Annotated in this window: 23 protein-coding genes; 12 read left to right on the forward strand and 11 right to left on the reverse strand. The window is 67.8% G+C overall.

The features are described from left to right. Positions 1–110 precede the first annotated feature (110 nt). Positions 111–353 carry an Hpt domain-containing protein gene (locus CNE_RS23215; RefSeq protein ID WP_238553127.1) on the forward strand — a complete coding sequence of 81 codons (243 nt, stop codon included), beginning with the start codon at positions 111–113 and terminating at the stop codon, positions 351–353. Positions 354–564: 211 nt separating this feature from the next. Beyond that, entirely contained in the window at positions 565–1,071 is a 507-nt protein-coding gene (locus CNE_RS23220) for a hypothetical protein (RefSeq protein WP_041228608.1), read from the forward strand. A 9-nt stretch (positions 1,072–1,080) separates the two neighbouring features. Here CNE_RS23220 and CNE_RS23225 read toward each other — a convergent pair whose 3' ends face one another. The 3 genes from CNE_RS23225 to CNE_RS23235 all read right to left on the reverse strand — a co-directional run bounded on the left by CNE_RS23225 (position 1,081) and on the right by CNE_RS23235 (position 3,691). Next, on the reverse strand, positions 1,081–1,680 hold the full coding sequence (locus CNE_RS23225; RefSeq protein WP_013952721.1) for a TetR/AcrR family transcriptional regulator: 600 nt from the start codon (positions 1,678–1,680) through the stop codon (positions 1,081–1,083). 150 nt (positions 1,681–1,830) lie between these two features. Continuing rightward, complete coding sequence (locus CNE_RS23230) at positions 1,831–2,733, reverse strand: patatin-like phospholipase family protein (RefSeq protein ID WP_013952722.1); 903 nt, start codon at positions 2,731–2,733, stop codon at positions 1,831–1,833. A 226-nt stretch (positions 2,734–2,959) separates the two neighbouring features. After that, complete coding sequence (locus CNE_RS23235; protein ID WP_041228848.1) at positions 2,960–3,691, reverse strand: YceH family protein; 732 nt, start codon at positions 3,689–3,691, stop codon at positions 2,960–2,962. A gap of 195 nt (positions 3,692–3,886) precedes the next feature. Between CNE_RS23235 and CNE_RS23240 the strand changes: the two genes are divergently transcribed. Continuing rightward, positions 3,887–5,623, forward strand: a complete 1,737-nt coding sequence (locus CNE_RS23240) for an FAD-dependent oxidoreductase (protein ID WP_013952724.1) — start codon at positions 3,887–3,889, stop codon at positions 5,621–5,623. Positions 5,624–5,634: 11 nt separating this feature from the next. Here the strand turns inward: CNE_RS23240 and ada are convergent, their stop codons facing one another. Beyond that, positions 5,635–6,705: a bifunctional DNA-binding transcriptional regulator/O6-methylguanine-DNA methyltransferase Ada gene (ada, locus tag CNE_RS23245; protein ID WP_013952725.1), complete on the reverse strand. Its 1,071-nt coding sequence runs from the start codon at positions 6,703–6,705 to the stop codon at positions 5,635–5,637. An 8-nt stretch (positions 6,706–6,713) separates the two neighbouring features. Continuing rightward, positions 6,714–7,520 (reverse strand): 2OG-Fe(II) oxygenase, encoded by an 807-nt coding sequence (locus CNE_RS23250; protein ID WP_013952726.1) that lies wholly within the window; start codon positions 7,518–7,520, stop codon positions 6,714–6,716. A 205-nt stretch (positions 7,521–7,725) separates the two neighbouring features. On the opposite strand from CNE_RS23250, the gene CNE_RS23255 reads away from it, so the two are divergent. Continuing rightward, positions 7,726–8,205 (forward strand): nuclear transport factor 2 family protein, encoded by a 480-nt coding sequence (locus tag CNE_RS23255; RefSeq protein ID WP_013952727.1) that lies wholly within the window; start codon positions 7,726–7,728, stop codon positions 8,203–8,205. A 104-nt stretch (positions 8,206–8,309) separates the two neighbouring features. On the opposite strand, the gene CNE_RS23260 is transcribed toward CNE_RS23255, so the two are convergent. Further along, complete coding sequence (locus CNE_RS23260) at positions 8,310–10,028, reverse strand: dipeptidase (protein ID WP_238553128.1); 1,719 nt, start codon at positions 10,026–10,028, stop codon at positions 8,310–8,312. 305 nt (positions 10,029–10,333) lie between these two features. On the opposite strand from CNE_RS23260, the gene CNE_RS23265 reads away from it, so the two are divergent. From CNE_RS23265 to CNE_RS23275, 3 genes are all read left to right on the forward strand, one after another. Further along, entirely contained in the window at positions 10,334–11,065 is a 732-nt protein-coding gene (locus CNE_RS23265; protein WP_013952729.1) for a glutathione peroxidase, read from the forward strand. Between the two features lie 141 nt (positions 11,066–11,206). Continuing rightward, positions 11,207–12,598: a dihydrolipoyl dehydrogenase gene (locus CNE_RS23270; RefSeq protein ID WP_013952730.1), complete on the forward strand. Its 1,392-nt coding sequence runs from the start codon at positions 11,207–11,209 to the stop codon at positions 12,596–12,598. A gap of 107 nt (positions 12,599–12,705) precedes the next feature. Further along, on the forward strand, positions 12,706–13,254 hold the full coding sequence (locus CNE_RS23275; protein WP_013952731.1) for a TetR/AcrR family transcriptional regulator: 549 nt from the start codon (positions 12,706–12,708) through the stop codon (positions 13,252–13,254). Between the two features lie 57 nt (positions 13,255–13,311). Here the strand turns inward: CNE_RS23275 and CNE_RS23280 are convergent, their stop codons facing one another. Both CNE_RS23280 and CNE_RS42905 read right to left on the reverse strand, forming a co-directional pair. Next, positions 13,312–13,662: a BrnA antitoxin family protein gene (locus CNE_RS23280; RefSeq protein WP_013952732.1), complete on the reverse strand. Its 351-nt coding sequence runs from the start codon at positions 13,660–13,662 to the stop codon at positions 13,312–13,314. Continuing rightward, positions 13,646–13,819, reverse strand: a complete 174-nt coding sequence (locus tag CNE_RS42905; protein ID WP_330995914.1) for a BrnT family toxin — start codon at positions 13,817–13,819, stop codon at positions 13,646–13,648. The genes CNE_RS23280 and CNE_RS42905 overlap by 17 nt, the downstream gene beginning before the upstream one ends. Before the next feature lie 345 nt (positions 13,820–14,164). Between CNE_RS42905 and CNE_RS23285 the strand changes: the two genes are divergently transcribed. After that, positions 14,165–16,372, forward strand: coding sequence for a TonB-dependent siderophore receptor (locus tag CNE_RS23285; RefSeq protein WP_013952733.1), 2,208 nt, complete (start codon positions 14,165–14,167; stop codon positions 16,370–16,372). A 51-nt stretch (positions 16,373–16,423) separates the two neighbouring features. Here CNE_RS23285 and CNE_RS23290 read toward each other — a convergent pair whose 3' ends face one another. After that, on the reverse strand, positions 16,424–17,098 hold the full coding sequence (locus CNE_RS23290; RefSeq protein WP_013952734.1) for an SOS response-associated peptidase: 675 nt from the start codon (positions 17,096–17,098) through the stop codon (positions 16,424–16,426). 240 nt (positions 17,099–17,338) lie between these two features. Here CNE_RS23290 and CNE_RS23295 point away from each other — a divergent pair, with 240 nt between their 5' ends. Both CNE_RS23295 and CNE_RS23300 read left to right on the forward strand, forming a co-directional pair. Continuing rightward, on the forward strand, positions 17,339–18,991 hold the full coding sequence (locus CNE_RS23295; RefSeq protein WP_013952735.1) for an AMP-binding protein: 1,653 nt from the start codon (positions 17,339–17,341) through the stop codon (positions 18,989–18,991). A 149-nt stretch (positions 18,992–19,140) separates the two neighbouring features. Then, the gene (locus tag CNE_RS23300) at positions 19,141–19,872 is read left to right on the forward strand and encodes a BON domain-containing protein (RefSeq protein WP_013952736.1); all 732 of its coding nucleotides are present in this window, start codon (positions 19,141–19,143) and stop codon (positions 19,870–19,872) included. 18 nt (positions 19,873–19,890) lie between these two features. On the opposite strand, the gene CNE_RS23305 is transcribed toward CNE_RS23300, so the two are convergent. Further along, entirely contained in the window at positions 19,891–20,973 is a 1,083-nt protein-coding gene (locus tag CNE_RS23305; protein ID WP_041228610.1) for a GlxA family transcriptional regulator, read from the reverse strand. 185 nt (positions 20,974–21,158) lie between these two features. On the opposite strand from CNE_RS23305, the gene CNE_RS23310 reads away from it, so the two are divergent. After that, positions 21,159–22,418 (forward strand): M20/M25/M40 family metallo-hydrolase, encoded by a 1,260-nt coding sequence (locus CNE_RS23310; protein ID WP_013952738.1) that lies wholly within the window; start codon positions 21,159–21,161, stop codon positions 22,416–22,418. Between the two features lie 122 nt (positions 22,419–22,540). Beyond that, the gene (locus CNE_RS23315; protein WP_013952739.1) at positions 22,541–22,804 is read left to right on the forward strand and encodes a hypothetical protein; all 264 of its coding nucleotides are present in this window, start codon (positions 22,541–22,543) and stop codon (positions 22,802–22,804) included. Positions 22,805–22,829: 25 nt separating this feature from the next. Here CNE_RS23315 and CNE_RS23320 read toward each other — a convergent pair whose 3' ends face one another. Then, complete coding sequence (locus CNE_RS23320) at positions 22,830–24,407, reverse strand: phospholipase D family protein (protein ID WP_013952740.1); 1,578 nt, start codon at positions 24,405–24,407, stop codon at positions 22,830–22,832. Positions 24,408–24,435 lie beyond the last annotated feature (28 nt).

Consider the following 24,435-nt stretch of genomic DNA (forward strand, 5'->3'; position numbering starts at 1 on the left):
GCGGTGGTGGGGCGCTGCGGGGCGCTGGCGTGCGGATCGCCGGTGGCGGGGCTGGTTGCAGGGCAGGTGCCTCGGGCGAGGCAACAGGCCTATCAGCCAGGGATGGCACCATGGCGGGCGCTGGCGCGGGCCGCCCTCCGGACGGTGCGCTCGACACGGTGCGCAGCGTCGCCCACCGGCTCAAGGCATCTGCCCACTACGTCGGCTGCCACGGCTTGCGTGCTTTCGCCCAGCGCCTGGAGCATGCCGCCGGCGACGGCGATTCCGCCAACGCTGCTGCGCTGGCCGCGATCGTGGCGTCGACGGTAGCGCGGCTGCTCATCCTGCTCGCGGCGCTGCCATCAGAAAAATAAGACCGCGGCGGTCGCCGGCAGGTCCGGTGCGGGAATACACCGGATTGGCCCGGTGAGGTAGGTTGATTATGCTCAATATATCAGGGCGGCGATTTTCAATATTCTGGAATTAATGGCGCCGATTAATGCGGTGCGGATTTATATGACGGCACGGGCGCCGGATTTTAATTTCGGCGGGACGGTAGTTTGACGATATTTTCCGGGAGCGGGCATGGGTCAGATCATGGCGTCAATGCCGGATTCGGCGTTCTATTTCCACCTGGCGGCGGTGACGATGCTGCTGCTGGGGTTGGCGGTGTATCGCGTGGTGTCGTACGTGTTGGCCACCCCGGACGGGCGCAAGGCCCGCGCGCAGCGGCTGGCACGGGTCACCGCGGGGCGGCTGCTGGCGCTCGGTGGTATCTGGACCGCCATTGCCTATGGCCACGGCGCCTGGGAGCGGGCCGGCGCGCATAACTGCCGGCACCTGCCGTCGTTGGATGCTGCTGCGCGGTACGCAGCGGAATACTGCTATCTGGGCCGGGAGCGGGTGTTGCTGCGCATCTACGGCGTGGAGCGCAACCGCGTGCTGGCCCAGCGCACCTTCAACAGCAGCGGGCCGGTGCGGCTCAGTTGGGACGGCCAGGCCGTGGTCTTCGATGCCGCGGCGCCTGGCAAGGCAGGGCGCCTGGCGCTGCCGCCTACGCTGGGCGACCGGTTGCTGGCGCGGCTGCCCTGATCCGGCGCTTCACAACCAGTCCGCGTGCATGCGCGCCAGCAAGGCGTCCAGCCCGGCCGGGGCCGGCAGGCGCGCCATCAGCCAGCGCACCGCTGCGGACAAGTCCTGACCGTCATAGTCCGGTGCAAAGCTGTGCAGCGTGGCGCCGTGCAGGAAACAGCGTAGCGCCAGCCATTCCGGCTCTGGCGGCGCGTCCGGCGGCTGGCCGAACAGCATCTGCGGCACGGCCTCCAGCGGCGCACGCACGGCCGTGGCCAGGCGCGCGTCGCCACGCGTTGCCATCCACACCTCCAGTATGGCCAGCGAGGTATGCCGCTGTGGGCGGGTCGCCAGGACATGCAGCATCAGGTGCAGGCGCAGCGAAGGGCTGAGCGGGCCCAGCGCGGCCAGGCGCGCCGCCTCGCGCTCCAGCAGCCAGGTGAGCATGGCTGGCAGCAGGTCATAGCGGCCTTCGGGGAAATGGTGCCGCAGGGAGCCGCGGCTGCTGCCGGCCAGCTCGCACACGCGCGCTTCTGAAAAGGCCGCATAGCCTTGCTCGATGAGCAAGGCCGCGGCGGCGTCGATTAGGGACTGGCGGGTGCTGGCGCTGCGTTCGGCTTGGGTGGACATCTGTCGGATTGTAGCAATGGCCAGAGGGCAGCCTGGCGCGCGGGCAGCGTGGGCAGGCCTTGGTCCGCGTCGACAAGGGCCGGTACAAGGGCGACCAGTATGCGTCGCGGCACAATCCGTTCGTGTACTTCCAACCCGTGCTCAGCCGCTTCAGTGGGGCGCCGACGCCGGGATGTCGGCGCTGCAGCTAGGCGCCGCTTCGTCGTGCGAATGCGGCGCCAGCGCGCTAGGTATGCGCTGGCTGTCCAGCCCCTTGCCTTGCAGCCACTGCGCGGTGGTGGCCGCGGCGCGGTCGATCAGTTCGCCGCATTTGGAGTAGTCGTAGGGCGAGATGTCGAGCGGGCACAGCGGTGGCACCACGCTGATCTGCGCGCGGTCGGCGAAGTGCTGCAGGTCGTGCACGAGCTGGCGCGCCACCAGCAGCGAGAGCGCGTTGAACGCATGCTCCAGCGCGCCGCGCGGAGGGCGGCGCTCAGCACAGGTGAAGCCCGCGGGAAGCACGATCACGCGCGTGGCACCCAGTGCGACCGCGGTGGATACCGGGGTGTTGTTGGCCACGCCGCCGTCGATCAGCGTGCGGCCCTCGAACTGTACCGGCGGAAACACGCCGGGGATGGCCGCGCTGGCCAGCACCGCGTCGACGATGCTGCCGCTGGACAGCAAGACCTCGTCGCCGCTTTGCATGTCGGTCGCCACTACATGCAGCTGCAGTTCCGCTGCCTCCAGCCGCCGCGGCCCGAAGTGCTGCGCCAGCAGCGCGCGCAGCCCGGCCGCCTCGACCAGGTGGCCGCGGTTGCCGCCGAACATGCTCCAGACGCTGCGCCAGCTCCACGGCAGGATGTCCGAACGCCGGATGCCGCGCCACAGCGCGTCAAGCCGGCCGGCGCCGGCCACGCCCGGATTGCAGGCAAAGTAGGCGCCGTTGATGGCGCCGGCCGAGGCGCCGATCACGATATTGGGCATCACGCCCCACGCCACCAGTTCGCGCAGCATGCCGACCTGGATCGCACCCAGGCTGCCGCCGCCGGCAAATACGAAGGCTGTCTTGTCCATGTCTGCGCCGGTCTCCCTGTCCAGTCTGCGGTCCTGAGCAAAGCATAGGCGACATCCGGGCCATCGGGCAGGTCGAACGGCAAGTCGTCTGCCGCGCTACGGTCTGAGCCTGTGGCTCCGTCTTCGCAAGCTGATAACGCAATTAACCGCCAAGAATATCCACCAACCACCAATGCTGTCTGGCAGCGGGGTGGTCGGTACCGTCAGGTATGGCACAGGCGGGGTGTCAGTCGAGAAACTCGTCGACGGGGATGCCAAGTTGCCCGGCTATGTGTTCGACCAGGCTTTGCAGCTTCGCCACCTTCTCGGTCAGGACCTGCTGCTCGGCGCGCAACTGTTCGAGCTCGCCCGGCGAGGCAGTGCCGCCGCCGGTGGTGCGTTCGGCATCGTCGGCATCCGCTGCGGCGCTCACTTCGCCGCTCAGCAGGTGCATCCAGCGATTTTCGCGTGCGCCCGGCGCGCGCGGCAGCCGGACGACAAAGGGCGGCGCATGGCTGGCCAGTTCGTCAAGGAAGGCCTCGACCGACGAGATATCGGCAAAGCCGTGCAGGCGCGCGGTATTCAGGCGCAGCTCCGCCGCGGTCTGCGGGCCGCGCAGCAGCAGCAGCGCCAGCAGCGCGACGGACTGGCTGGGCACGGCCAGCACGCGCTGCATATTGTGTTCGAAGCGCGGCACGCGGCTGCTGCTGCCTTCAAAGACCAGGCTCAGGCCCTTGAGGCCGTCGATGGCTTCAAGGATCTCGGCCTCGCTGACGTTCATCACCGGGGCGCGGGCGGTCTTCTGGTTGCAGCCCGAGACCAGCGCATTGAGCGACAGCGGGTAGGTATCGGGCACGGTGTGCTGTTTTTCGACCAGCACGCCGAGCACGCGGCCTTCGACAGGCGTCAGGGGGCGCAATGCCGGACGGGCGGGACGGTCGCCAGTCTGGCTGGCGTCGGATTCATGGTTGGATTGCATCAAGACTGGTTTTTTGCTGAAGGTGACGGCGAATGCCGACACGCCGAGGCGCTCATTCAATCCCAAGCCGGCGCAATCCGCAACTGCGCCGTGCGATCCTCGCATTCTGCGCGCCGCGGTCTACTATCGATAGGCCGCGCGGCGGCAACCGGGAAAATGCGCCAGGGCAGGCGCGGGTCCAGACGGGGAGGGAGCATGGCGATTTCGCAGTCGGAGGCAATGGCACCGGATGAGGACACCGGCCCGGAAGCTGGTGGCGGCCTGGAAGCGCCGTATTCCACGCTTGAGTCACGCTGGCACCAGATGTTCCCGCAACTCAGCGCTGACGACATGGCGCGCGTGCGGCGCTTTGGCACGCCACAGAGCTGGCGCGCGGGCGAGAAGCTCTTTGCCATCGGCGAGACGGGCCGGGGCATGTACCTGATCGGCAGCGGCCGCGTGCGCCTGATGCGGCGCGATGGCCTGGGCCGCGAACACCAGATCACCGAGCAGGGACCCGGCCACTTCCTGGCCGAGGTCGGCACGCTCAGCGGCCGCCCGGCGCTGGTCGACGGCGTGGCAGTGACCGATACCCAGGGCTATTCAATCACACCCGAGCGGCTGCGTGCCCTGCTGGTGGCCGAGGCCGAACTGGGCGAGCGCATCATGCGCGCGCTGATCCTGCGCCGCGTGGGGCTGATCGAATTCGGCAGCGGGCCGGTGCTGGTCGGCCACGGTACCGAGCCGCAGCTGGTGGCACTGCAGGCCTTCCTGCGGCGCAACGGCTACCCGCATACGGTCATCGATATCGACGCGGAACGTGACTGCTCATTGCTGCTCGATTATGCCAACGCGCCCGCCAGCGACTTCCCGCTGGTGATCTGCGCCGACGGCCGCGTGCTGCGCGCGCCGGACGAAGGGCAGCTGGCTTCGTGCCTGGGGCTGTTGCCGGAGTTCGATCCGGCCCATGTCTATGACGTGGTGGTGGTCGGCGCCGGGCCGGCCGGGCTGGCCACGGCCGTGTATGCCGCGTCCGAAGGCTTGTCGGTGGCGGTGATCGATTGCCGCTCGCCGGGCGGGCAGGCGGGCGCGAGTGCCCGGATCGAGAACTATCTTGGCTTTCCCACCGGCATCTCCGGGCAGGCGCTGGCCGGGCGCGCGTTCGTGCAGGCGCTGAAGTTTGGCGCGCATATCGCCATCCCGCTGGAGGTCAAGGCATTGCATTGCGGCGCGGACCCGATCCGGCTGGAGCTGGCCGATGGCCGCATGATTCCGACCCACACCGTGGTGATTGCCACCGGCGCGCAGTACCGGCGCCCGGACATCGCCGCGCTGGAGCACTTTGAAGGTCGCGGCGTGTACTACTGGGCTTCGCCGGTGGAGGCCAAGCTGTGCAAGAACGAGCCGGCGATGCTGGTGGGCGGCGGCAATTCGGCCGGGCAGGCAGCGGTCTACCTGGCCTCGCACGCGGCACACGTGCATATGCTGGTGCGCGGGCCGGGGCTGGCCGCCACCATGTCGCGCTACCTGATCGACCGCATCGGTTCGCTGCCCAATATCACGCTGCACACGCACGCGCAGATCAGCGCGCTGGCGGGGGAAGGGTGGCTCAGTTCGGTGCGCTACGAATGCCGGGCGGAAAGCCCGGCCCCGGTCACGATGGACGTGCGGCACCTGTTCCTGTTCATCGGCGCCGATCCCAATGCCTCGTGGCTGCGCACCTGCAACGTCGAGGTCGATGACAAGGGCTTCGTGCGCACCGGCGGCGGCGAGCTTGGCTGCGCGTCGGCGGTGCCGTATCCGCTGCAGACCAGCGTGCCGGGCGTGTTTGCCATCGGCGATGTGCGGGCGGGGTCGACCAAGCGGGTCGCCGCGGCGGTGGGTGAGGGCGCGGCGGTGGTGGCGCAGATCCACGACTACCTGGCTCGGGTGCAGGCAGCCGTGGCGCGCTGAGCGCGCGCCACTCAGGCTTGCGCCTCGCGCTCCAGCAGTTCGCGCTTGCGCGCCACGCCCCAGCGGTAGCCCGACAGGTTGCCGTCGCTGCGCACCACGCGATGGCAGGGAATGGCCACCGCCAGGTGGTTGGCGGCGCAGGCCTGCGCCACCGCGCGCACCGCACGCGGCGCGCCGATGCGGGCCGCGATCTCGGCATAGCTGGCGGTGCTGCCCGCAGGGATCTCCTGCAGGGCCTGCCATACACGCTGCTGGAACGCGGTGCCGCGCACATCCAGCGGCAGCGCCAGGCCGATCGACGGTGCCTCGATAAAGCCCACCACTTGCGCCACCAGTTGCTCGAACTGCGCATCGCCGCCGATCAGGTTGGCGCGCGGGAACTGGTCCTGCAGGTCCTGCAGCAGCGTTTGCGGATCGTCGCCCAGCAGGATCGCGCAGACACCGCGCTCGCTCTGGGCCACCAGGATCGCGCCCAGCGAGCACTGGCCGATGGCAAAGCGGATATCGGTGTCAGCCCCACCCGCGCGGTAGCGCGACGGGGTCATGCCCAGCACCGCGTCCGAGGTCTCGTAGAAGCGGCTGTTGGAGCCGAAGCCGGCGTCGTAGATCGCCTCGGTCACGGAGTCGCTGGTGCCCAGTTGCTCACGCAGCTTCCTGGCGCGATGCGCGGCGGCATAGGCGCGCGGCGTCAGGCCGGTGGCGGCCTTGAAGAGGCGGTGGAAGTGATAGGGGCTGACGCCCGCCGCACTGGCCAGTTCGGGCAGCGTGGGCAGGGTGTCGGCGGCCTTGATGCGGCGGCAGGCGTCGACCACGATGGCTGCATGCTGGGCCGCCAGCGCAGGCGCGGCGGCACGGCGGCTGGGCCGGTAACCGGCGGCTTCGGCGGCGGCGGCGTTGTCGAAGAACTCGACATTGGCCGGATGCGGCAGGCGCGACGGGCTGCTCGGCAGGCAGTACACGCCGGTGGTCTTGACCGCATAGACAAAGGCACCGTCGGCGCCCGGATCGCGCGCCAGCACGCGGGCCCAGCGCGGGTCGCGTTCGATGGTGCTGGCTTCCGGTTGCTGTGTGGAACGGGTCATGGAATACCTCACGTGGCGTCGTGGAAGATGATGCCCAGCGTGTAGCGCTGGCCCGCGTGCAGCCGGCTGACGCCGTGCCGCAGGTTCACGCGGTAGCTGCCGCGGCTGCCCTGCACCGGGCGCTGGCTGACGGCGAATACCACCGCGTCGCCCTGGTGCAGCGTCACCACCTCGGCCCGCGACTGCATGCGCGGCCGCTGCTCGGTCATCACGAACTCTCCGCCGGTAAAGTCGCGGCCCGGCTCGGACAGCAGGATGGCGACCTGCAGCGGGAATACGTGCTCGCCATACAGGTCCTGGTGCAGGCAGTTGTAGTCGCCCGGGCCGTAGCGCAGCAGCAATGGCGTCGGGCGCAACTGGCCGGCGTCGTGGCAGCGGGCAAGATAGTCGGCGTGCGCGGCGGGATAACGCACATCGATGCCCATGGCGGCGTTCCAGCGGTTGGCCACCGGCACCAGGCGCGGATACAGCGCCGTGCGCAATGCGGCCACGGTGTCGGGCAGGGGGTAGCGGAAGTACTTGTACTCGCCCTGGCCAAAGCCGTGCCGGCGCATCTCGATGCGAGAGCGGTACAGCGCGTCCTGCGCATAGCCGTCGGCAAGCGCGTCGCATTCGGCTGCCGACAGCAGGCCGCGGATCGCGGCGCAGCCGTAGTCGTCGAGTTCGCGTGCAATGGCCGCCCAGTCGGTGCCATCGACGCGGGTGGCGATATCGGCTCCGTGCCCACGCCCCCGCGCCGTGCCGCGCGCCGGCGGTATTGGCCTGCGCGGCCCTGTCACGGCCATTTCGGGGCGTTGTATCTGGCTGATGCTCACCGCGGGTCTCCTGTCTCTCGCTTGCATGGTGCCAACTTTAGGCCGCCCGCGTGCGCCTCGCACTCCGGGTCTTGCTTTTGAATTCTGCCCGACAGCCTGCCTTGACAAGACAGATCTGTCTATCAATAATGATACAGGTCTGTATCATAACGAGCAGGCTGTTCTTCCCACCTGATCCACCCTGTTTCAGCAAAGGAGTCTCCGCATGTCCGCACAAGCCGAAATCCGTCCGCCGTTGCCCCCATTCACCCGTGAATCCGCCATTGCCAAGGTCCGTGCAGCCGAGGACGGCTGGAACAGCCGTGACCCCGAGCGCGTGGCGCTGGCCTATACGGTCGACAGCGCCTGGCGCAACCGTGCGGAATTCGTCAACGGCCGCGCCGACATCGTCGCCTTCCTGCAGCGCAAGTGGCAGAAGGAGCTGGATTACCGGCTGATCAAGGAGCTGTGGGCGCACGACGGCAACCGCATCGCCGTGCGCTTTGCCTACGAATGGCACGACGATTCCGGCAACTGGTACCGGTCATACGGCAATGAGAACTGGGAGTTCGATGAGGCGGGGCTGATGCGCAGGCGCTATGCCTGCATCAACGATGCGCCGATGAAGGCGGCGGACCGCAAGTTCCACTGGCCACTGGGCCGGCGGCCGGATGAACATGCGGGGTTGAGTGAACTGGGGTTGTAAGGCTGTTGGGTATCAGTACGGCGATATTCGCTGAACACCGCAAGCCAGCTCCCTCTCCCGCGCGTGGGAGAGGGGGGCGAACAATCGGGCTTGGTAGAACAGCCTTACTGCATCTTGTCCAGGTTCCCGATCCGCACCAGCATCTCAGTGAACATCTGCATATCCAGGTTCAGGTCGGCAACTTCCTTGTACTCGCGCGCATTGTGCGCGGTGTACTTCTTGCCCGGCATGGCCGGCCCGAAGTTGATGGCATTGGGCATCAGCTTGGCGGTGGTGCTGCCGGCGGTGGAAACCGGCTTGGCTTCCAGCCCGGTGGTATCGCCAAAGATGTTCAGCAGCGTGGACAGCCACGCGCCCTTGGGATCACGCGCCATCCAGTTGCCCTGGTCGTACTTGATCTCGACCGGGCCATGGGTGGCGGCCCAGCCGAAAATACGCTTGGTGATCTTGCCGCCCAGCTCATCCGGGGTGCGGCCGCGCGGCATGCGCACGTTGGTGACCACGTCGACGTATTCGCCGCGCTCGCGCACCAGCGTGGGCGACATGGTCAGCGGGCCCATGAACGGGTCGCGGTAGGCCACCTCCATCCTGGTGCCGAGGTAGTCCAGCCCGTACAGGTCGTTCAGGTAGCGGACCGCGTTCAGGTAATGGTTCTCGGCAAATTGCACGCCGCTGGCCTGCAGGAACAGCGCCAGCCGCGGCAGCGGGTTGACCCCTTCCTCCGGGCGCGATCCGTGCGCCGAGACGCCGGTGACCTTGACTTCCACGTCGTTGCCGGCGCGCTTCACTTCGATGGAGAACTTGCCGCGCGGGGTGTGGCGGTGCAGGAATTCAGCGCGCGCCTGTTCCAGCGTGGCAGCCACGGCGGCAGCATCGCCGCCGGCAATGCGCGCGGTGGCGGTCTCGGGGATGGCGTTGGCCGAGGCCGCGCCGCGCATGGCAACGATGGCCGGTCCCTTGTAATCGGGCTTGCCCTGCGCGCTCTTGCCGTCCGCTGCCTTGATGCCGAAGGACACGGTCAGTGTGCCCGCGCCTTTCTCCGCCACCACCGCGGGGTATTTGCTGTCGAGCACGACGTTGTACTCGGGCAGGGTGGTGTGCTGGCGGTAGTACTTCATGCCGTCGCCGCCGGTTTCCTCGGTGGTCTCGATCATCAGGCGGATGGTGCGCTCCAGCGGCACGCCGCTTTCCTTGACGGTCTTCATGGCATACATGACCGCGGCGATCGAGCCCTTGTCGTCGATGGTGCCGCGCCCGTACAGCGTGTCGCCCACGCGCGTCATGCGGAACGGATCCAGTTTGGTGCCGTCCTCCAGCACCCATTCCTCGGCCACCGCAGGCACCACGTCGGCGTGGGTCAGGATGCCGAAGGTATCCTTGGCGCCGCCGGGCAGCGTGACCTCGAAGACCCGGTTGTCGACATTGCGGTAGGCCAGCCCGAAGTCACGCGCCATGGCCTCGATCATCTTGCCGAACTCGATGATGGCGGGGTTCTCGTGCTGCGGGACCTTCTCGTCGCGCACGGTACGCAGCGCCACCATCCTGCCGATGGTGTCGATCACCCCGGCCTCGTTGTGGACGCGGTTGTAGACGCCCAGCAGGCGGCCGATATTGGCCAGGTTGTCGCCGGCCAGCGGCGACCGGGCTTGCCACGCCGCCACGGCCGGCGCCACCGAAGGCTCGGCTTTGGCCGCGGCGGCCATGAATGCCTGCAGGTCGGCGTGGGCTGCCGTTCGGGTGCCGGAGACCAGCGCATCCAGGGCCGGTTTCTTCAGGGTTTGCGCCTGCGCGGGGTGCGCCAGCATCAGTGACAGCGCGAGCATCGGGGCCCATCGGCAGAGAGACGGCAGGCGGCAAGGTCGGGTCATTGCGGACAAAAATGGGAGTCTGAGTGGATGCCGCATGATAGGGCACTCGCCGGTATTTGCCGAAAAAATATGCTCTTGCGTGCGCGCGGATGAGGTGCCATTGCCGGCGCAATAGGGAGTGGCTATGCCGGATCAATAGCGTAAGGCAATCGTCGTGGTTAAAACGATGAATTGTACAAATCACATCCCGGTCGACAGAATGGGGCCTTCGCTGCAACCCGCAGCCGAAACCAACCCGATCCAGACCAAGGAGTGAACTGATGCTGCAATCCCGTGAAGGCCAACGCGTTCCCAATGTCGCTTTCCGCATGCGTGAAGACAACGAGTGGAAGACCGTCACCACCGGCGAGCTGTTCAACGGCAAGACCGTGGTCGTGTTCTCGCTGCCGGGCGCCTTCACGCCGACTTGCTCGTCGACCCACCTGCCGCGCTATAACGAGCTGGCTCCGGTGTTCGCGAAGCACGGCGTGGACGACATCCTGTGCGTGTCCGTCAACGACACCTTCGTGATGAACGAGTGGGCCAAGGACCAGGAGTCCGAGAACATCACCATGATCCCCGACGGCAACGGTGAATTCACCGAAGGCATGGGCATGCTGGTGGACAAGGCCGACCTGGGCTTCGGCAAGCGCAGCTGGCGCTATGCGATGCTGGTCAAGGACGGCGTGGTGCAGAAGATGTTCATCGAGCCGGAAGAGCCGGGCGACCCGTTCAAGGTCTCCGACGCCGACACCATGCTGGCCCACATCGCGCCGAATGCGCGCAAGCCGGACCAGGTGGTGGTGTTCTCCAAGGTCGGCTGCTCGTTCTGCGCCAAGGCCAAGCAACTGCTGGACGACAACGGCTTCGACTACATCGACGTGCCGCTGGACAACAAGGTGCGCGGCAAGGTGCTGGGCGCCGTGTCGGGCGAGATGACCGCACCGCAGGTCTTTATCAACGGCAAGCTCATCGGCGGCGCCGAGGCGCTGCAGCAGTACCTGGGCAAGTAAGCCGATTCCCCTTCCATCCCCCATCCGGGGACCGGCAGTCGCCGGACCCGATGGGGTCGCCTTGCCCGGCGGCATGGCGGCCCCATCCAGCCCGCTGATTGACACCAGTTTGACGCCATCAAGACAAAGGAAACGACCGCCATGACCACCATCCAGACCGACGTCGCCGTGATCGGCGCAGGCACCGCCGGCCTTGCCGCCTACCGTGCCGCGATTGCCGCGGGCAAGCGCGCCGTGATCATCGAGGGCGGCCCGTACGGCACCACCTGCGCGCGGGTGGGCTGCATGCCCTCCAAGCTGTTGATCGCTGCCGCCGAGGCCGCGCACGAACTGCGCCACACCGCGCCGTTCGGCGTGCACGTGGATGGGCAGGTCCGCATCGACGGCCGCGAGGTGATGGCCCGCGTGCGCAGCGAGCGCGACCGCTTTGTCGGCTTTGTGGTGCGCGGCGTGGAGAGCATCCCCGAAGCCGACCGCATCCGCGGCTATGCCCGCTTTATCGACAACACCACGCTGGAAGTGGATGGGCACACCATTGTGCGTGCCAGCCGCGTGGTCATCGCCACCGGCTCCACGCCGATGCTGCCGGCGCCGTTCCAGGTGTTCGGCGACCGCCTGATCGTCAATGACGATGTGTTCGCCTGGGAAGACCTGCCCGCCAGCGTGGTGGTGTTCGGCCCCGGCGTGATCGGGCTGGAACTGGGCCAGGCCTTGTCGCGCCTCGGCGTGCGGGTGCGCGTGTTCGGCGTCAGCGGCTCGCTCGGCCCGCTGACGGATCCCGTGATCCGCGCCTACGCGGCGAAGACCTTCAACGGCGAGTTCTATGTCGATCCGGACGCCAAGGTGACCGACATGGCCCGCGACGGCGACCAGGTGGTGGTGACCTACCTGGACCGCGAAGGCCGCAGCGTGACTGAGCGCTTCGACTATGCGCTGGTCGCCACCGGCCGCGTGCCCAATGTTCGCGGCCTGGGCCTGGAGCATGCCGGCCTGGCGCTGGATGCGCGCGGCGTGCCGCTGTTCGATGCGCGCACGCTCCAGTGCGGCAATGCGCCGGTGTTCATCGCCGGCGACGCCAACAACATCCTGCCGCTGCTGCACGAGGCCGCCGACGAGGGCAAGGCCGCGGGCGAGAACGCCGCCAGCTACCCGCAGGTGAAGCCGCTGGCCCGCCGCGCGCCGATCGCGGTGGTGTTCACGGACCCGCAGATCGCGATGGTCGGCCAGCGTTACGCCGACCTGGCCGAAGGCACGTTCGTGACCGGCGAGGTCAGCTTCGAGGACCAGGGCCGCAGCCGCGTGATGCTGAAGAACCGCGGCCTGATGCACGTCTATGCCGACAAGGCCTCGGGCCGCTTCCTGGGCGCGGAATGGACCGGCCCGCGTGCCGAGAACATCGCCCACCTGCTGGCGTGGTCCTACCAGCAGGGCCTGACGACCGGGCAGATGCTGGGCATGCCGTTCTACCACCCGGTGGTGGAAGAGGGCCTGCGTACGGCGCTGCGTGATGCGGAGGCAAAGCTGCAGGTCTGAGCGGGCCAGGTTTGCTAGACAGGTCTGTCTGTCATAGTATCGACCTATAGAGGCCGGGCGGCGCAGGGTGCTGTCCGGCCGCTCCCATTACCGACTCCGCAGCCAACATGGCCACGCCTTCCGCCCGCGACCGCATCCTCGACACCGCTGCCCGCCTGTTCTACCAGGAGGGCTACCGCGCCACCGGCATCGACAAGATCATTGCCGAATCCGGCGTCGCCAAGATGTCGCTCTACCGCCATTTCGCCTCCAAGAACGAGCTGATCTCGGCGTTCCTGGCGCGCCGCCATGATGAGTGGATGACCTGGTTCCGGCAGGACGTGGAAGTCCGGCTTGCCGCGCGCCCGCACCTGGACGTGATTGCTGACGCGCTGGCGGACTGGTTCAGCCGCGACTTCCGTGGCTGCGCCTTTATCAACGTGGTGGCCGAGGCGGGCGGCGACGCGCGCGCGGCGGAGCAGGCGGCGGCCCACAAGGCCGAGCTGGAGGCGTTCGTCGCCGACATCGCCACGCGCCTGGGCCTGGACCAGCCGCAAGCGGTGGCCGAGGAAGCCATGCTGTGCATCGAAGGCATGATCGTGCGCTACCAGATGCAGCCGGATGCGGCGGTGGTCGAGGCGGGGCGGCGGTTGCTGGGCCGGCTGCAGGCCGGCTGATTGGCTTGGGGGCTGCTCACTGAGGCTGAGGACTGCCCGACGCTTCCTTCGTCTGGCTTAGCGCCGCGGCAGTATCCGGTGCGATTTGGCGTAATCGCGCAGTGCGTCGTTCATCAGCGTTTGCCATCCGCTGCCGGTGGCCTTGTAGGCGTCCAGTACATCGGGATCGATCCGCAAGGTCTGGTTGACCTTGCGCTCGCCAGCCGGCTTGGCCGGCCTGCCACGGCGTTTCACCAGCGCATCGGCTTTTTCTTTTCCCACTACCTGCTCGGGTACCTTGCGCGCCGAGCGCATCCGCTTGATTTGCTCGGTCGGCAACGACACCGCATCGGGGTCTCCGGCAATGCCGCGCGCAATGGCGGCATCCTCCGCGGGCGTCGGCATGGTGAGGTCAGGTTTCCTGTTCATAGTCTCGCACCTCTCGGGAGTTGGCTTTACGCAGGCTGATTACCCGTAGCGTGTTGCCGCGTATGGTGAATACCGGGCAATACAGGCGCCGGCCAATCGGCCCATATGCGATGTAGCGGGTTTCGCCATATGGCTTGCGGTCATCGATCTCCAGCAGGGCGCTACCAAGTCCATCAACCCCGCGGCGGCCAGTGACAACCCGTGTTGACGTTGGTTGATAGCGTCCTTTGCCAAGTCAAACTCGATTTCCATTCGGATTTACTGTAGCAGCAAGAAATAGGGTGGTGCGACATTTTTATGCTACAGCGTTAATCCTGGCATCGTAGTAAAGCGGAAAGCTGATCACTCTGCAGCAGGCAGTCCAGGGGGCCATAGAAAATGTCTCTCTTCTGACACATTCAGGCTACAATCTGTTGTAATTGAGAATTAGTCGTATTCGTAATCAGGATTTTCCACTTGCCACGCCGCGCCTGCGGGGTAGCTACCTTCCGATCCCTGAGTGATGTATCTCCACCCCACCAAGCGGGCAAAGCCGCGCTTTGCCTGCCCCGCGCTTGTCACCCCGCGCGGCCTTTCGCTGACCACCCTTGTGCTGAGCCTGCAGGCGGGCGGCGTGTTTGCCCAAGCCGGCGAAGTGCCTGCGCCGGCAACGGCCAGCGCGGCGGCTGAACTGCCGGCCGTCACGGTCCGCGCCAGCAGTGACGACGAAACCGCCACCGGCCCGGTCCATGGCTTCGTGGCAAAACGCAGCGCCTCCGCCACCAAGACCGACACGCCGGTGATGGAGACGCCCCAGTCGATCACCGTCATCACGCGCGACCGGATGGAGGCACAGGGCGCGCAGAGCGTGCAGCAGGCCATCGGCTACAGCGCCGGGGTCTATGCCGGCCCGTACGGCAACGATGCGCGTGGCGACTGGGGCAAGTTCCGCGGCACGGATTTCACGCAGTATCGCGACGGCCTGCTGAACCAGGTCGGCTTCTACAACAACGTGCGGCCCGATGTGTACGCGCTGGAGCGCATCGACGTGCTGCGCGGGCCGTCGTCGATGCTGTTCGGGCAGGGCGCGGTCGGCGGCATCCTGAACCTGGTCAGCAAGCGCCCGCAGCCTGAAGCGGCGCGCGAGATCGGCGTGCAGTTCGGCAACTACAACCGCAAGCAGGTGCAGGCCGACCTGACCGGCCCGCTCGATGCGGACGGCAAGTGGCTGTACCGGCTGGTGGCGCTGGCGCGCGACAGCGACACGCAGGTTGACTACGTCAAGGACAACCGCTACCTGATCGCGCCTTCGCTGACGTGGCGCCCGAGCCAGGACACCTCGCTCACGCTGCTGGCCAACTTCCAGCGCGATGAAAGCGGGACCTCGGTCGGCTTCTTCCCCTGGCGCGGCACGCTGCAGGCCAACCCGGCCGGCCAGATCCCCGATCACCTGTTTATCAGCGAGCTCGGCTTCGACCGCTACAACGCCGAGCAGGCGTCGGTGGGCTATGAGTTCCAACACAAGTTCAACGACACCGTGACGGTGCGGCAGAACCTGCGCTATTCGCACAGCACGGTGGACTACCGCAGCATCTACGCGACCGGCTTCAATGGCGCCGGCCACGGCTGGGTGGCGGGCAGCGATACGCTGATGCGCCGCACGGTTTACCTGAACCAGCCCACGCTGAACTCGTTCGCGGTCGATACCCAGGCGCAGACCAACTTCCGCACCGGCCCGGTCCAGCACACACTGCTGACCGGCGTCGACTACCAGCACGCCGAGATCACGGGGCGCGCCGGGGTGGGGGGCACGGCCGCGCCGCTTAATGTGTTCAACCCGGTCTACGGCAATTTCACCCTGCCGGGCACGCGCGACCTGAACCCCGCCACGCATGCGCAGACCGGCTTGTACGTGCAGGACCAGCTGTCGTGGAACAAGTGGCTGCTGATGCTGGGGCTGCGCTATGACTGGTCGCGCGCCGCGCAGGACAACACGCCTTCGGCCAGCCGCGACGACAGCGAGCTGACCAAGCGTGGCGGCCTGATGTACCGCTCGGACATCGGCCTCAACCCGTACGTCAGCTATTCCGAGTCGTTCCAGGGGCTGGCCGGCTTCAACAAGGCCAACCAGGCCTTCAAGCCGCTGCGCGGTTCGCAGTGGGAGGCGGGGATCAAGTACCAGCCGCCGGGCAAGAACGCCACGTTGACCATCGCCGCATTCGATATGCGCGAGAAAAACCGCAAGACCGCCGGCGTGGTCAACGGCATTCCCGATTCGGTCCAGGTGGGCGAGGCGCGTACACGCGGCATCGAGGTGGAGGCACTGGCCTCGCTGTCCAGCCGACTGGACCTGATCGCAACCTATACCTACCTGGATGCGCGCGTGATCGACGGCACGCCGGCCGAGGTGGGCAAGAAGCTGCCGAGCACGCCGTCGAACATGGCGTCGCTGTGGGCCAACTATCGCTTCAGGCTGTTTGGCGTGCCGGGCTTTGTCGCCGGCGGCGGGGTGCGCTATGTCGGTCCCAGCTATGACGGTGCCGACCAGAACCGGGTGGGCGGCGTCACGCTCTACGACGCGATGATCGCCTATGACCACGGCCCGCTGCGCGTCTCGTTGAATGCCAACAACCTGTTCGACAAGCAATTCCTGACCACCTGCCTGGCGCGCGGTGACTGCTACTTCGGCGCGCGCCGCACGGTGGTGGGCAGCGTTACCTACCGCTTCTGAGCCGCCTTGCGTGGGAGCGAGCCCGCGGCCATGGCGGCGAAAGCGGCGCGCTTACTCCGAGTCGGGGATTGGCGCTCCCTGCACTTTGGGCGCCGGTTCGGCCCGCATGGCGTCCGCGGGCAAGAGGGTCAGGAAGGTGCGCGCGACCTCGGGATCGCGGCAGGCGAGCCAGTCGTCCCACTGTTCACGCGGCACGATGACCACTGACCGTTTTTCATCGCCCGGCTTGTGGAAGCGCTGCATCACCGGGTGCTGGGCCGAGTTGATGGTCAGCATGGTGAAGGACAGCGACTGGTCCGGCCAGCTGCGCCACAGGCCCGCGATGCCGAAGGCCTGCTCGCCGGGTAGCCAGACGCGCCAGCGCACCGGCTTGCCGGACGTGCCGCCGGGCACTGCATCTTCGGGATACGCAAACTCATAGAACGCCGTGGCCGGCACCAGACACAACTGGCCCTGGCGCCAGTAGCGCGCAAAGGCGGGGCGCTCGCCCACGGTCTCGCTGCGGGCATTGGTGGTGTCAAAGCGCCGTGCGCCGGGCGGGATGCGCGGGCGCGGCACCATGCCGAACGAGGCCAGTGCGCCACTGCGCGCGCCATCGTCGGCGGCGCGCACGATCGGCGCCGCGTAGTCCGGATAGGTTTCAGCCTTGTACATCCCCGGCGGCGGTTCCACGCCGAAGATTTCGCGCAGGATCCGACGCTGGACCGGGGCGTAGTTGGTGCACATGCGCTGTCTCCTGGCGGTGATGCCCGTATCGTCGGCGCCGGGCGGTGCCGCGTCAAGGGTGGCTCGGGGTGCCTCAGGGCTCACGGCAGGAATGGCAAAAACCGTCAGCGGCGCTGGCGGAATCGGCTATTGCCTGCTCCCCTGGCGCTCGCGCACACTCTTGCGGCAGCCGCTGCGCGCCGCCATGCCGCGCGCACTGGCCACCTACCAAAAGGCACAAGCCGGAATACAGGAGACACCATGCGCGACTACGCCCAAGCCTTCGACGGATTTTCCTATGACGACGCCGTGGCACGGCAGCTGCACGGCAGCCTCGAGGCAATGAACGCCTGCGTCGAATGCTGCGACCGGCACGCGCTGCCCGGCCGTATCGCGCTGTTCTGGGAAGGGCGCGACGGCAATTCGCGCAGCTGGACCTTTACCGAGCTGCAGGCACTGTCCGCGCAGTTTGCCGGTTTCCTGAAGGCGCAGGGCGTGCAGCCGGGCGACCGCGTGGCGGGCCTGCTGCCGCGCAATGCGGAACTGCTGGTGACGATTCTCGGCACCTGGCGCGCCGGCGCGGTGTACCAGCCGCTGTTCACGGCCTTCGGCCCCAAGGCCATCGAGCACCGGCTCAATGCGTCCGGCGCGAAGATAGTGGTCACCGATGGCGCCAACCGCCCCAAGCTGGATGACGTGGATGGCTGTCCCGCCATCGTCACCGTGGCCGGCGACAAGGGCCGCGGCCTGGTGCGCGGCGACTTCAGCTTCTGGGCCGAGCTGGAACGCCAGCCGGCGTCGTTCGAGCCGGTGCCGCGCCGGGGCGACGACCCCTTCCTGATGATGTTCACCTCCGGCACCACCGGCCCGGCCAAGCCGCTGCTGGTGCCGCTCAAGGCCATCGCCGCGTTTGCCGGCTATATGCGCGACGCGGTCGACCTGCGCGCGGAAGATGCTTTCTGGAACCTGGCCGATCCGGGCTGGGCCTACGGCCTGTATTACGCGGTCACGGGCCCGCTGGCGCTGGGCCATCCCACCACCTTTTATGATGGCCCGTTCACCGTGGAGAGCACATGCCGTGTGATCCGCAAGTACGGCATCACCAACCTGGCCGGCTCGCCCACGGCATACCGGCTGCTGATCGCCGCGGGCGAGGCCGTGTCAGGCCCGCTGCGCGGGCGGCTGCGCGCCGTCAGCAGCGCGGGCGAGCCGCTCAACCCGGAAGTGATCCGCTGGTTCGCCAGCGAACTGGGCGTGACCATCCACGACCACTACGGCCAGACCGAGCTGGGCATGGTGCTGTGCAACCACCATGCGCTGGCGCATCCGGTGCGCATGGGCGCGGCCGGCTTTGCCAGCCCTGGGCACCGCGTGGTGGTGGTGGACGATGAACAGCGTGAACTGCCGCCGGGCCAGCCGGGCACGCTGGCGCTGGACCTGAAGCGCTCGCCGATGTGCTGGTTCGGCGGCTATCACGGCACGTCCACCAGCGGGTTTGCCGGCGGCTACTACCTGACCGGCGATTCCGCCGAGCTGAACGACGACGGCAGCATCAGCTTCATCGGCCGGGCCGACGACGTCATCACCACCTCGGGCTACCGCGTGGGCCCGTTCGACGTGGAAAGCGCGCTGATCGAACACCCGGCCGTGGTCGAGGCAGCGGTGATCGGCAAGCCCGATCCGGAGCGCACCGAGCTGATCAAGGCCTTTGTCGTGCTGGACCCGCAATATCGCGCCGCGCCGGAACTGGCCGAGGCGCTGCGCCAGCACGTGCGCAAGCGCCTGGCCGCCCATGCCTACCCGCGCGAGATCGAGTTCGTCGCCGAACTGCCCAAGACCCCCAGCGGCAAGGTCCAGCGCTTTATCCTGCGCAACCAGGAAGTGGCCCGTGCGCGCGAGGCAGCCGCTGCCTGAGAGCCGAGCCGTTCCCGGACCGCTTCCTATAATGAGGAAGCGGTTGCCAGGGCCCCGGGGGTGAAGGAGCCTGCGGCGCCGCGCCAGGCGCGCCTGCAGGCAGGGGCGCGCGTCTTCCATCTCCAGACCAATCGGGCGAGGCGAACAAAATGCAGAGTAGCGAAGCGGTGCTGACGCAGGCGCGCGCAGCCTTGGCGCATGTGCCTTATCAGGGTCATGTCCTCCATCCTACCATCCAGTTGCGGCTTTCCGACGGCGCGCTGATCCTGGAAGGCGAGGTGGCCGATATCGTCGACAAGACCCGGGCCGCGGCGACGGTGCGGCGCGTGGACGGCGTAACCAGCGTGATTGATCACCTGCGCGTGGCCGACGGCGGCATGCAGGTCGGCGACGGCGAACTGCGCGACGCGGTGTGCGAGCGCCTGCTCAATGCCATCGATTTCCGCAATTGCAAGATCTGCGCGCGCGTCAAGGGCAAGCCCGAGGCCATGCGCGAAGCCGTGGGCGAACGCAGCGGCTGGATTGAAGTGGAAGTGCACGACGGCGTGGTAACGCTGTGGGGGCAGGTGATCAGCCTGTCGCACATGCGCCTGGCAGGGGTGCTGGCCTGGTGGTCGCGCGGCTGCCGCTGCGTGGTCAATGAACTGGTGGTGGCGCCCGCCGAAGCCGACCGCGACGATGAAATCACCGAGGCACTGATGCTGGTGCTGGAGACCGATCCCTTCGTCGATGCCGGCCAGGTCAGCGTGCATACCGAGAACCGCGTGGTGACGCTGGAAGGCTGCGTCACCAGCGAGGACACGCGGCGCCAGGCCGAGCGCGACGCATGGTACGTGCAGGGCGTGGAGAACGTGGTCAACCACATCGCCTTGCGCACCTGAGCGCTGCCCTGGGCGCGGTCACTCCCCGGTGCCGCGCCGTACCGCCGCATCTTCCATGCGCCAGTAGCGCCGCCGCGCCCGCAGCGCAAAGCGGGCGCGATAGTCTGACATTGACATGCCCGTGGTGCGCTGGAACAGCCGCCGGAACGCAGCGGCGTCGCTGTAGCCGCAGGCTTCGGCAATGCCCTGCGTGCCGTGCAGCGTGACTTCCAGCAGCATGCGCGCGCGTTCCACGCGCAGGGTGTGCAGGTAGTCCAGAGGGCTCAGCCCGGTGACCTGACGGAAATGCCGCAGCAGCGTGCGTTCGCTGACCGCGGCCGCCTGGGCCACCGCGGCCAGCTTGTAGGGCTCGGACACATGTTTCTGCAGCCATTGGATGGCGCGATACACCGGGCTGTCGGCGGTGCGGCTGAGCCAGCGTTGCGACACCAGCGCCGGCACGCTGCGCTGGCGCTCGGGCTGGAACAGCATCAGCCGCGACGCCGCCTGTGCCAGGTCCGGGTCGTGCAGGTGGCCCAGCACGCGCAGCATGAATTCCACCTGCAGCGCCGGCGCCACGCACGAGAACACACGCTGGTGCACGCTCATGGCTTGGTCGCTGCCCAGGTCGCAATGCGGATACTGGCGCATCATCCAGCTCTGGTACATCCACGGCGCGCCGGTCCTGGCGCCGTCGAGCAGCCCCAGCTGCAGCGGAAAGACCATCCCCGACGAACACGCCGCGATCCAGCCGCCGGCCTGCGCATGGCGTTCCATCAGGCGCAGCGCCGCAGCATCGCGCTGCACGATCTCGCCCAGCTGCAGCGCATTGCTGGCCAGCAGGGCCGGGATCACCAGCAGCGTGCGGCGGTCCGCGGCCCGTGCGCGCCGGGTGGAGGACACCAGCCCCGGCAGGTCCGCCGCCAGCGTGCGCCCGTTGCTGCCGCACAGCTGCCAGCTCAGCGTGGGCGCGGCGTCGGGCCGCTGCAGGCTGGCGACGCCGGCCACGGTGCGGAGCACGTCGAGCGTGGTGAACAGGCTGCCCGGCATGGCTTGCGGCAGCCATAGCAGGCGGACATGCAGCGGGATGTTCTGTGACGGCTGCTCGATGGCGGCTGGCATGCCTGGGGGCGTGGTCGGGTGCATGGCGCGAGGAGTTGGCAGGATGCCGTGGCGGGATCGGCATCCGGATTGGCGATATTGATCCTCCCCTAAGGTTCTGGCAAGGGCTAGCATCGTGCAGTTGTGCCGTGGCGCTGCCCGTGCGCCGGGGCATGGCACCAACAAGACCAATCCGAGGAGATTCCATGCCGTTTTCCGTTCGCCACGTTGCCGTTGCCGCCGCCCTGACGCTTGCCGGGGCCGGCACCCTGGCCAGTGCCGCCCAGCCCGACGCCGCGCTGCTGTCCGCCGCGCAGTCGGCCCAGCCCGCGCTGGTGCAGTCGCTCAAGGAGATGGTGACGATCGAATCCGGCAGCGCCAACGCGAAGGGGCTGGCGCAGATGGCCGGCTATACCGAGAAGCGCCTGAAGGCGCTGGGCGCGAAGGTTGAACGCATGCCGGTCACCAAGGGCCCGGGCACCATGGTCAAGGCCACCTTCACCGGTACCGGCAAGCGCCGCATCATGCTGATCGCCCACATGGACACGGTGTACCCGGAAAACACGCTGGCCACGCAGCCCATCCGCGAGGAAGGCAACCGGCTCTACGGGCCGGGCATTGCCGACGACAAGGGCGGCATCGCCGTGATCCTGCATTCGCTGGAGATCCTGAAGAACCAGGGCTGGCGCGACTACGCGCAGATCACGGTGCTGTTCAACCCTGACGAAGAGGTCGGCTCGGTCGGCTCCGGCGAAGCCATTGCCGCGCTGGCCGCGCAGCACGACGTAGTGCTGTCGTGCGAGCCCACCGCGGCCAAGGATGTGGTCAAGGCCGAGTCGCTGCTGCTGGGTGCCTCTGGCACCGCCACTGCCACCATGCAGGTCAAGGGCCGCGCATCCCACGCCGGCGCCGCGCCGGAGCGCGGCCGCAATGCGCTGATCGAACTCGCCCACCAGCTGCAGCAGACGCGCGACACCGCCAGCCAGGTGCCGGGCTCGCAGCTGAATTGGACCCAGGCGCAGGCCGGCACGGTGCGCAACCAGATCCCGGAAAGCGCTGTCGCCTACGGCGATGTGCGCACCACCGCGGCCGGCGCTGCCGAGAAGCTGAAGGTGGCGCTGCAGGAAAAGGCCAAGTCCAGCCAGCTGGTGCCGGAGACGCAGACCACGGTGACGATGGAAGAGGGCCGCCCGCCGTTCGTGGCCGACGCGCGCGGCCGCGCGCTGGCCAAGCGCGCGCAAGAGATCTACGCCGAGCTGGACGGCCGCACGCTGGCCCTGGCCGAAGGCACCGGCGGCGCCACTGACGCCAGCTATGCCGCGCGCTCGGGCAAGCCCGCGGTGGTGGAAAGCTTTGGGCTGGCCGGCTTCGGCTATCACGCCCGCGACGAGTACATCGAACTGGACTCGATCGTGCCGCGCCTGTACCTGATGACCCGCATCCTGCAGGATATCGGGCGCAACTGAGGCGGTGCCGCCAGGCCTGCGCTGCCAGCGCCTGGTTGCCTCTCCCGGCAAGCCTGCTACAGTGTCATGGCTGCCCGCATGCGGCGGCCATGACAAAAGAGAGATTGCAGGGGGAGACGGAGATGAACCGCAAAGGCTTGCTGGACGCGGCCACGGCACTGGAAGACCTGGCCGCCGGCCGCACGCCCGAACCCGCGCAGGTGGCCGCCGGCGCCGCCGCGCTGGAAAAAATCCATGCCGATTATCCAGCCTGGCGTGACGTTGGCGATGCCTTGTTTGGCCTTAAGGCGCTTGCCGGCGGCAGCGGCATGGCGCTGGACACCAAGGGGCGCCAGCGCGCCGGCCGGCTGGCCGATGTGGTGCGCAGCCTGCTCGACCAGATCTGACGGGCCGCGCTCCCGGGTACCCGTTCTACAGCATCGACTCGATCGGCAGAATCGACATGAACCAGATGCTTAGCCGGCGCCACCAGCTGGTGTTCGGCTCGGTGTCGTGGCGGATGACTTCATCGTCGCGCCGTTCCAGCCAGTACAGCTTGCCGGTTTCATCTAGCCTGACCTGGTAGGCCGCGCTCGGCACCACGCTGGCAAAGGTGGATTCGATCCGGCCAGCCAGCTCCGGGCTGTCGATGACGAAGCCCAGTTCGGTGTTGATGGTGGCCGAGCGCGGGTCGAAATTGAACGAGCCCACGAAGACCCGGGTGCCGTCGACGGCAAAGGTCTTGGCGTGCAGGCTGGAGCCCGAGCTGCCGAAGGGGCCGGCGCGCTCTTCCTTCTTGCCGGGCGCGGCCGAGCGCCGCAGCTCATACAGGTCCACGCCGGCTTCCAGCAGCGCCTTGCGCCGCTTGGCATAGCCCGAATGCACGGCGGCCACGTCGGTGGCTTCCAGCGCATTGGTCAGCACGCGCACCGCCACGCCGCGCTTTGCCATATCGGCGAAATAGGACGTGCCGCCCGTCGATGGCACGAAGTAGGGCGAGACCAGGTCAAGCTCGCGCTGCGGGTCGCCCAGGATTTCACGCAGCTGGTGCGCCACCAGGGTGTCGCGCGACGCCTCGCCGAGCGCCTTGGCGGGGTTGTCGCTGACCATGCGCGTTGTTGCCCACTGGAACTGCAGCGTGCCGTTCAGCATCCGCTGCACGTCGGGCAGGTCGCGCACTGCGGCGAGGTAGGCGGTGGCAGCCGGATTCTGCTCGACGGCGCGGGCATTGCTGGCCAGCGCCTGCAGCCGTTCCACGCTGACGGGCGGCACCAGCCGGTCCACCGGGTAGGCCGACGCACTGGACCAGTAGCGGTCGAAATCGTGCGCCACGTCGCCGGCGGCTGGTCCGACGGCGATCACGTCGAGGTCGGCAAACAGCACGCCATTGGTGGCGCCGAAGTATTCGTCGCCGACATTGCGCCCGCCGATGATGGTGGCGACGCCATCGGCGGTGAAGGACTTGTTGTGCATGCGCCGGTTCAGGCGCCGGAAATCCGTCAGGAAATTGAGCGTCTTGGGGTGGCGGATCACGAACGGGTTGAAGATCCGCACCTCGACCTGCGGATGCGCGTCCATGGCCGCCAGCAATTCGTCCAGGCCGGCGATGCCGTTGTCGTCCAGCAGCAGGCGCACGCGCACGCCGCGGTCGGCGGCTTCATGCAACGTTTCCAGCAACAGGGTGCCGGTCAGGTCGTCGCGCCAGATGTAGTACTGCACGTCGAGCGTGCGCTGCGCGGTGCGTGCCAGATGCACGCGCGCCGCAAAGGCGGCGTAGGCATTCTCGAGCGGATGGATGCCGCTCAGGCCCGGATGGCGCGTCACTTCGCCGGCCACCGCCTGGCCCAGCGGCGTGGCCTGGGATTCGGCAGGCGTAAGCGCAGAGGATTCAGTGCGGTGATCCAGCGGCGGCAAGGCGCAGCCGCCGAGCAGGGCAGCGCAGCACAGCAGCAGCGAATTGGCGCGCAGGCGGCGGTGGGGGGCGAACGCGGCGTCTGTCGGCGATGGCATGACGGGTCCTTGCGGACCCCTCGCGGGG

This window comes from Cupriavidus necator N-1, assembly GCF_000219215.1.
In the GTDB taxonomy this organism is placed as follows: Bacteria; Pseudomonadota; Gammaproteobacteria; order Burkholderiales; family Burkholderiaceae; genus Cupriavidus; species Cupriavidus necator.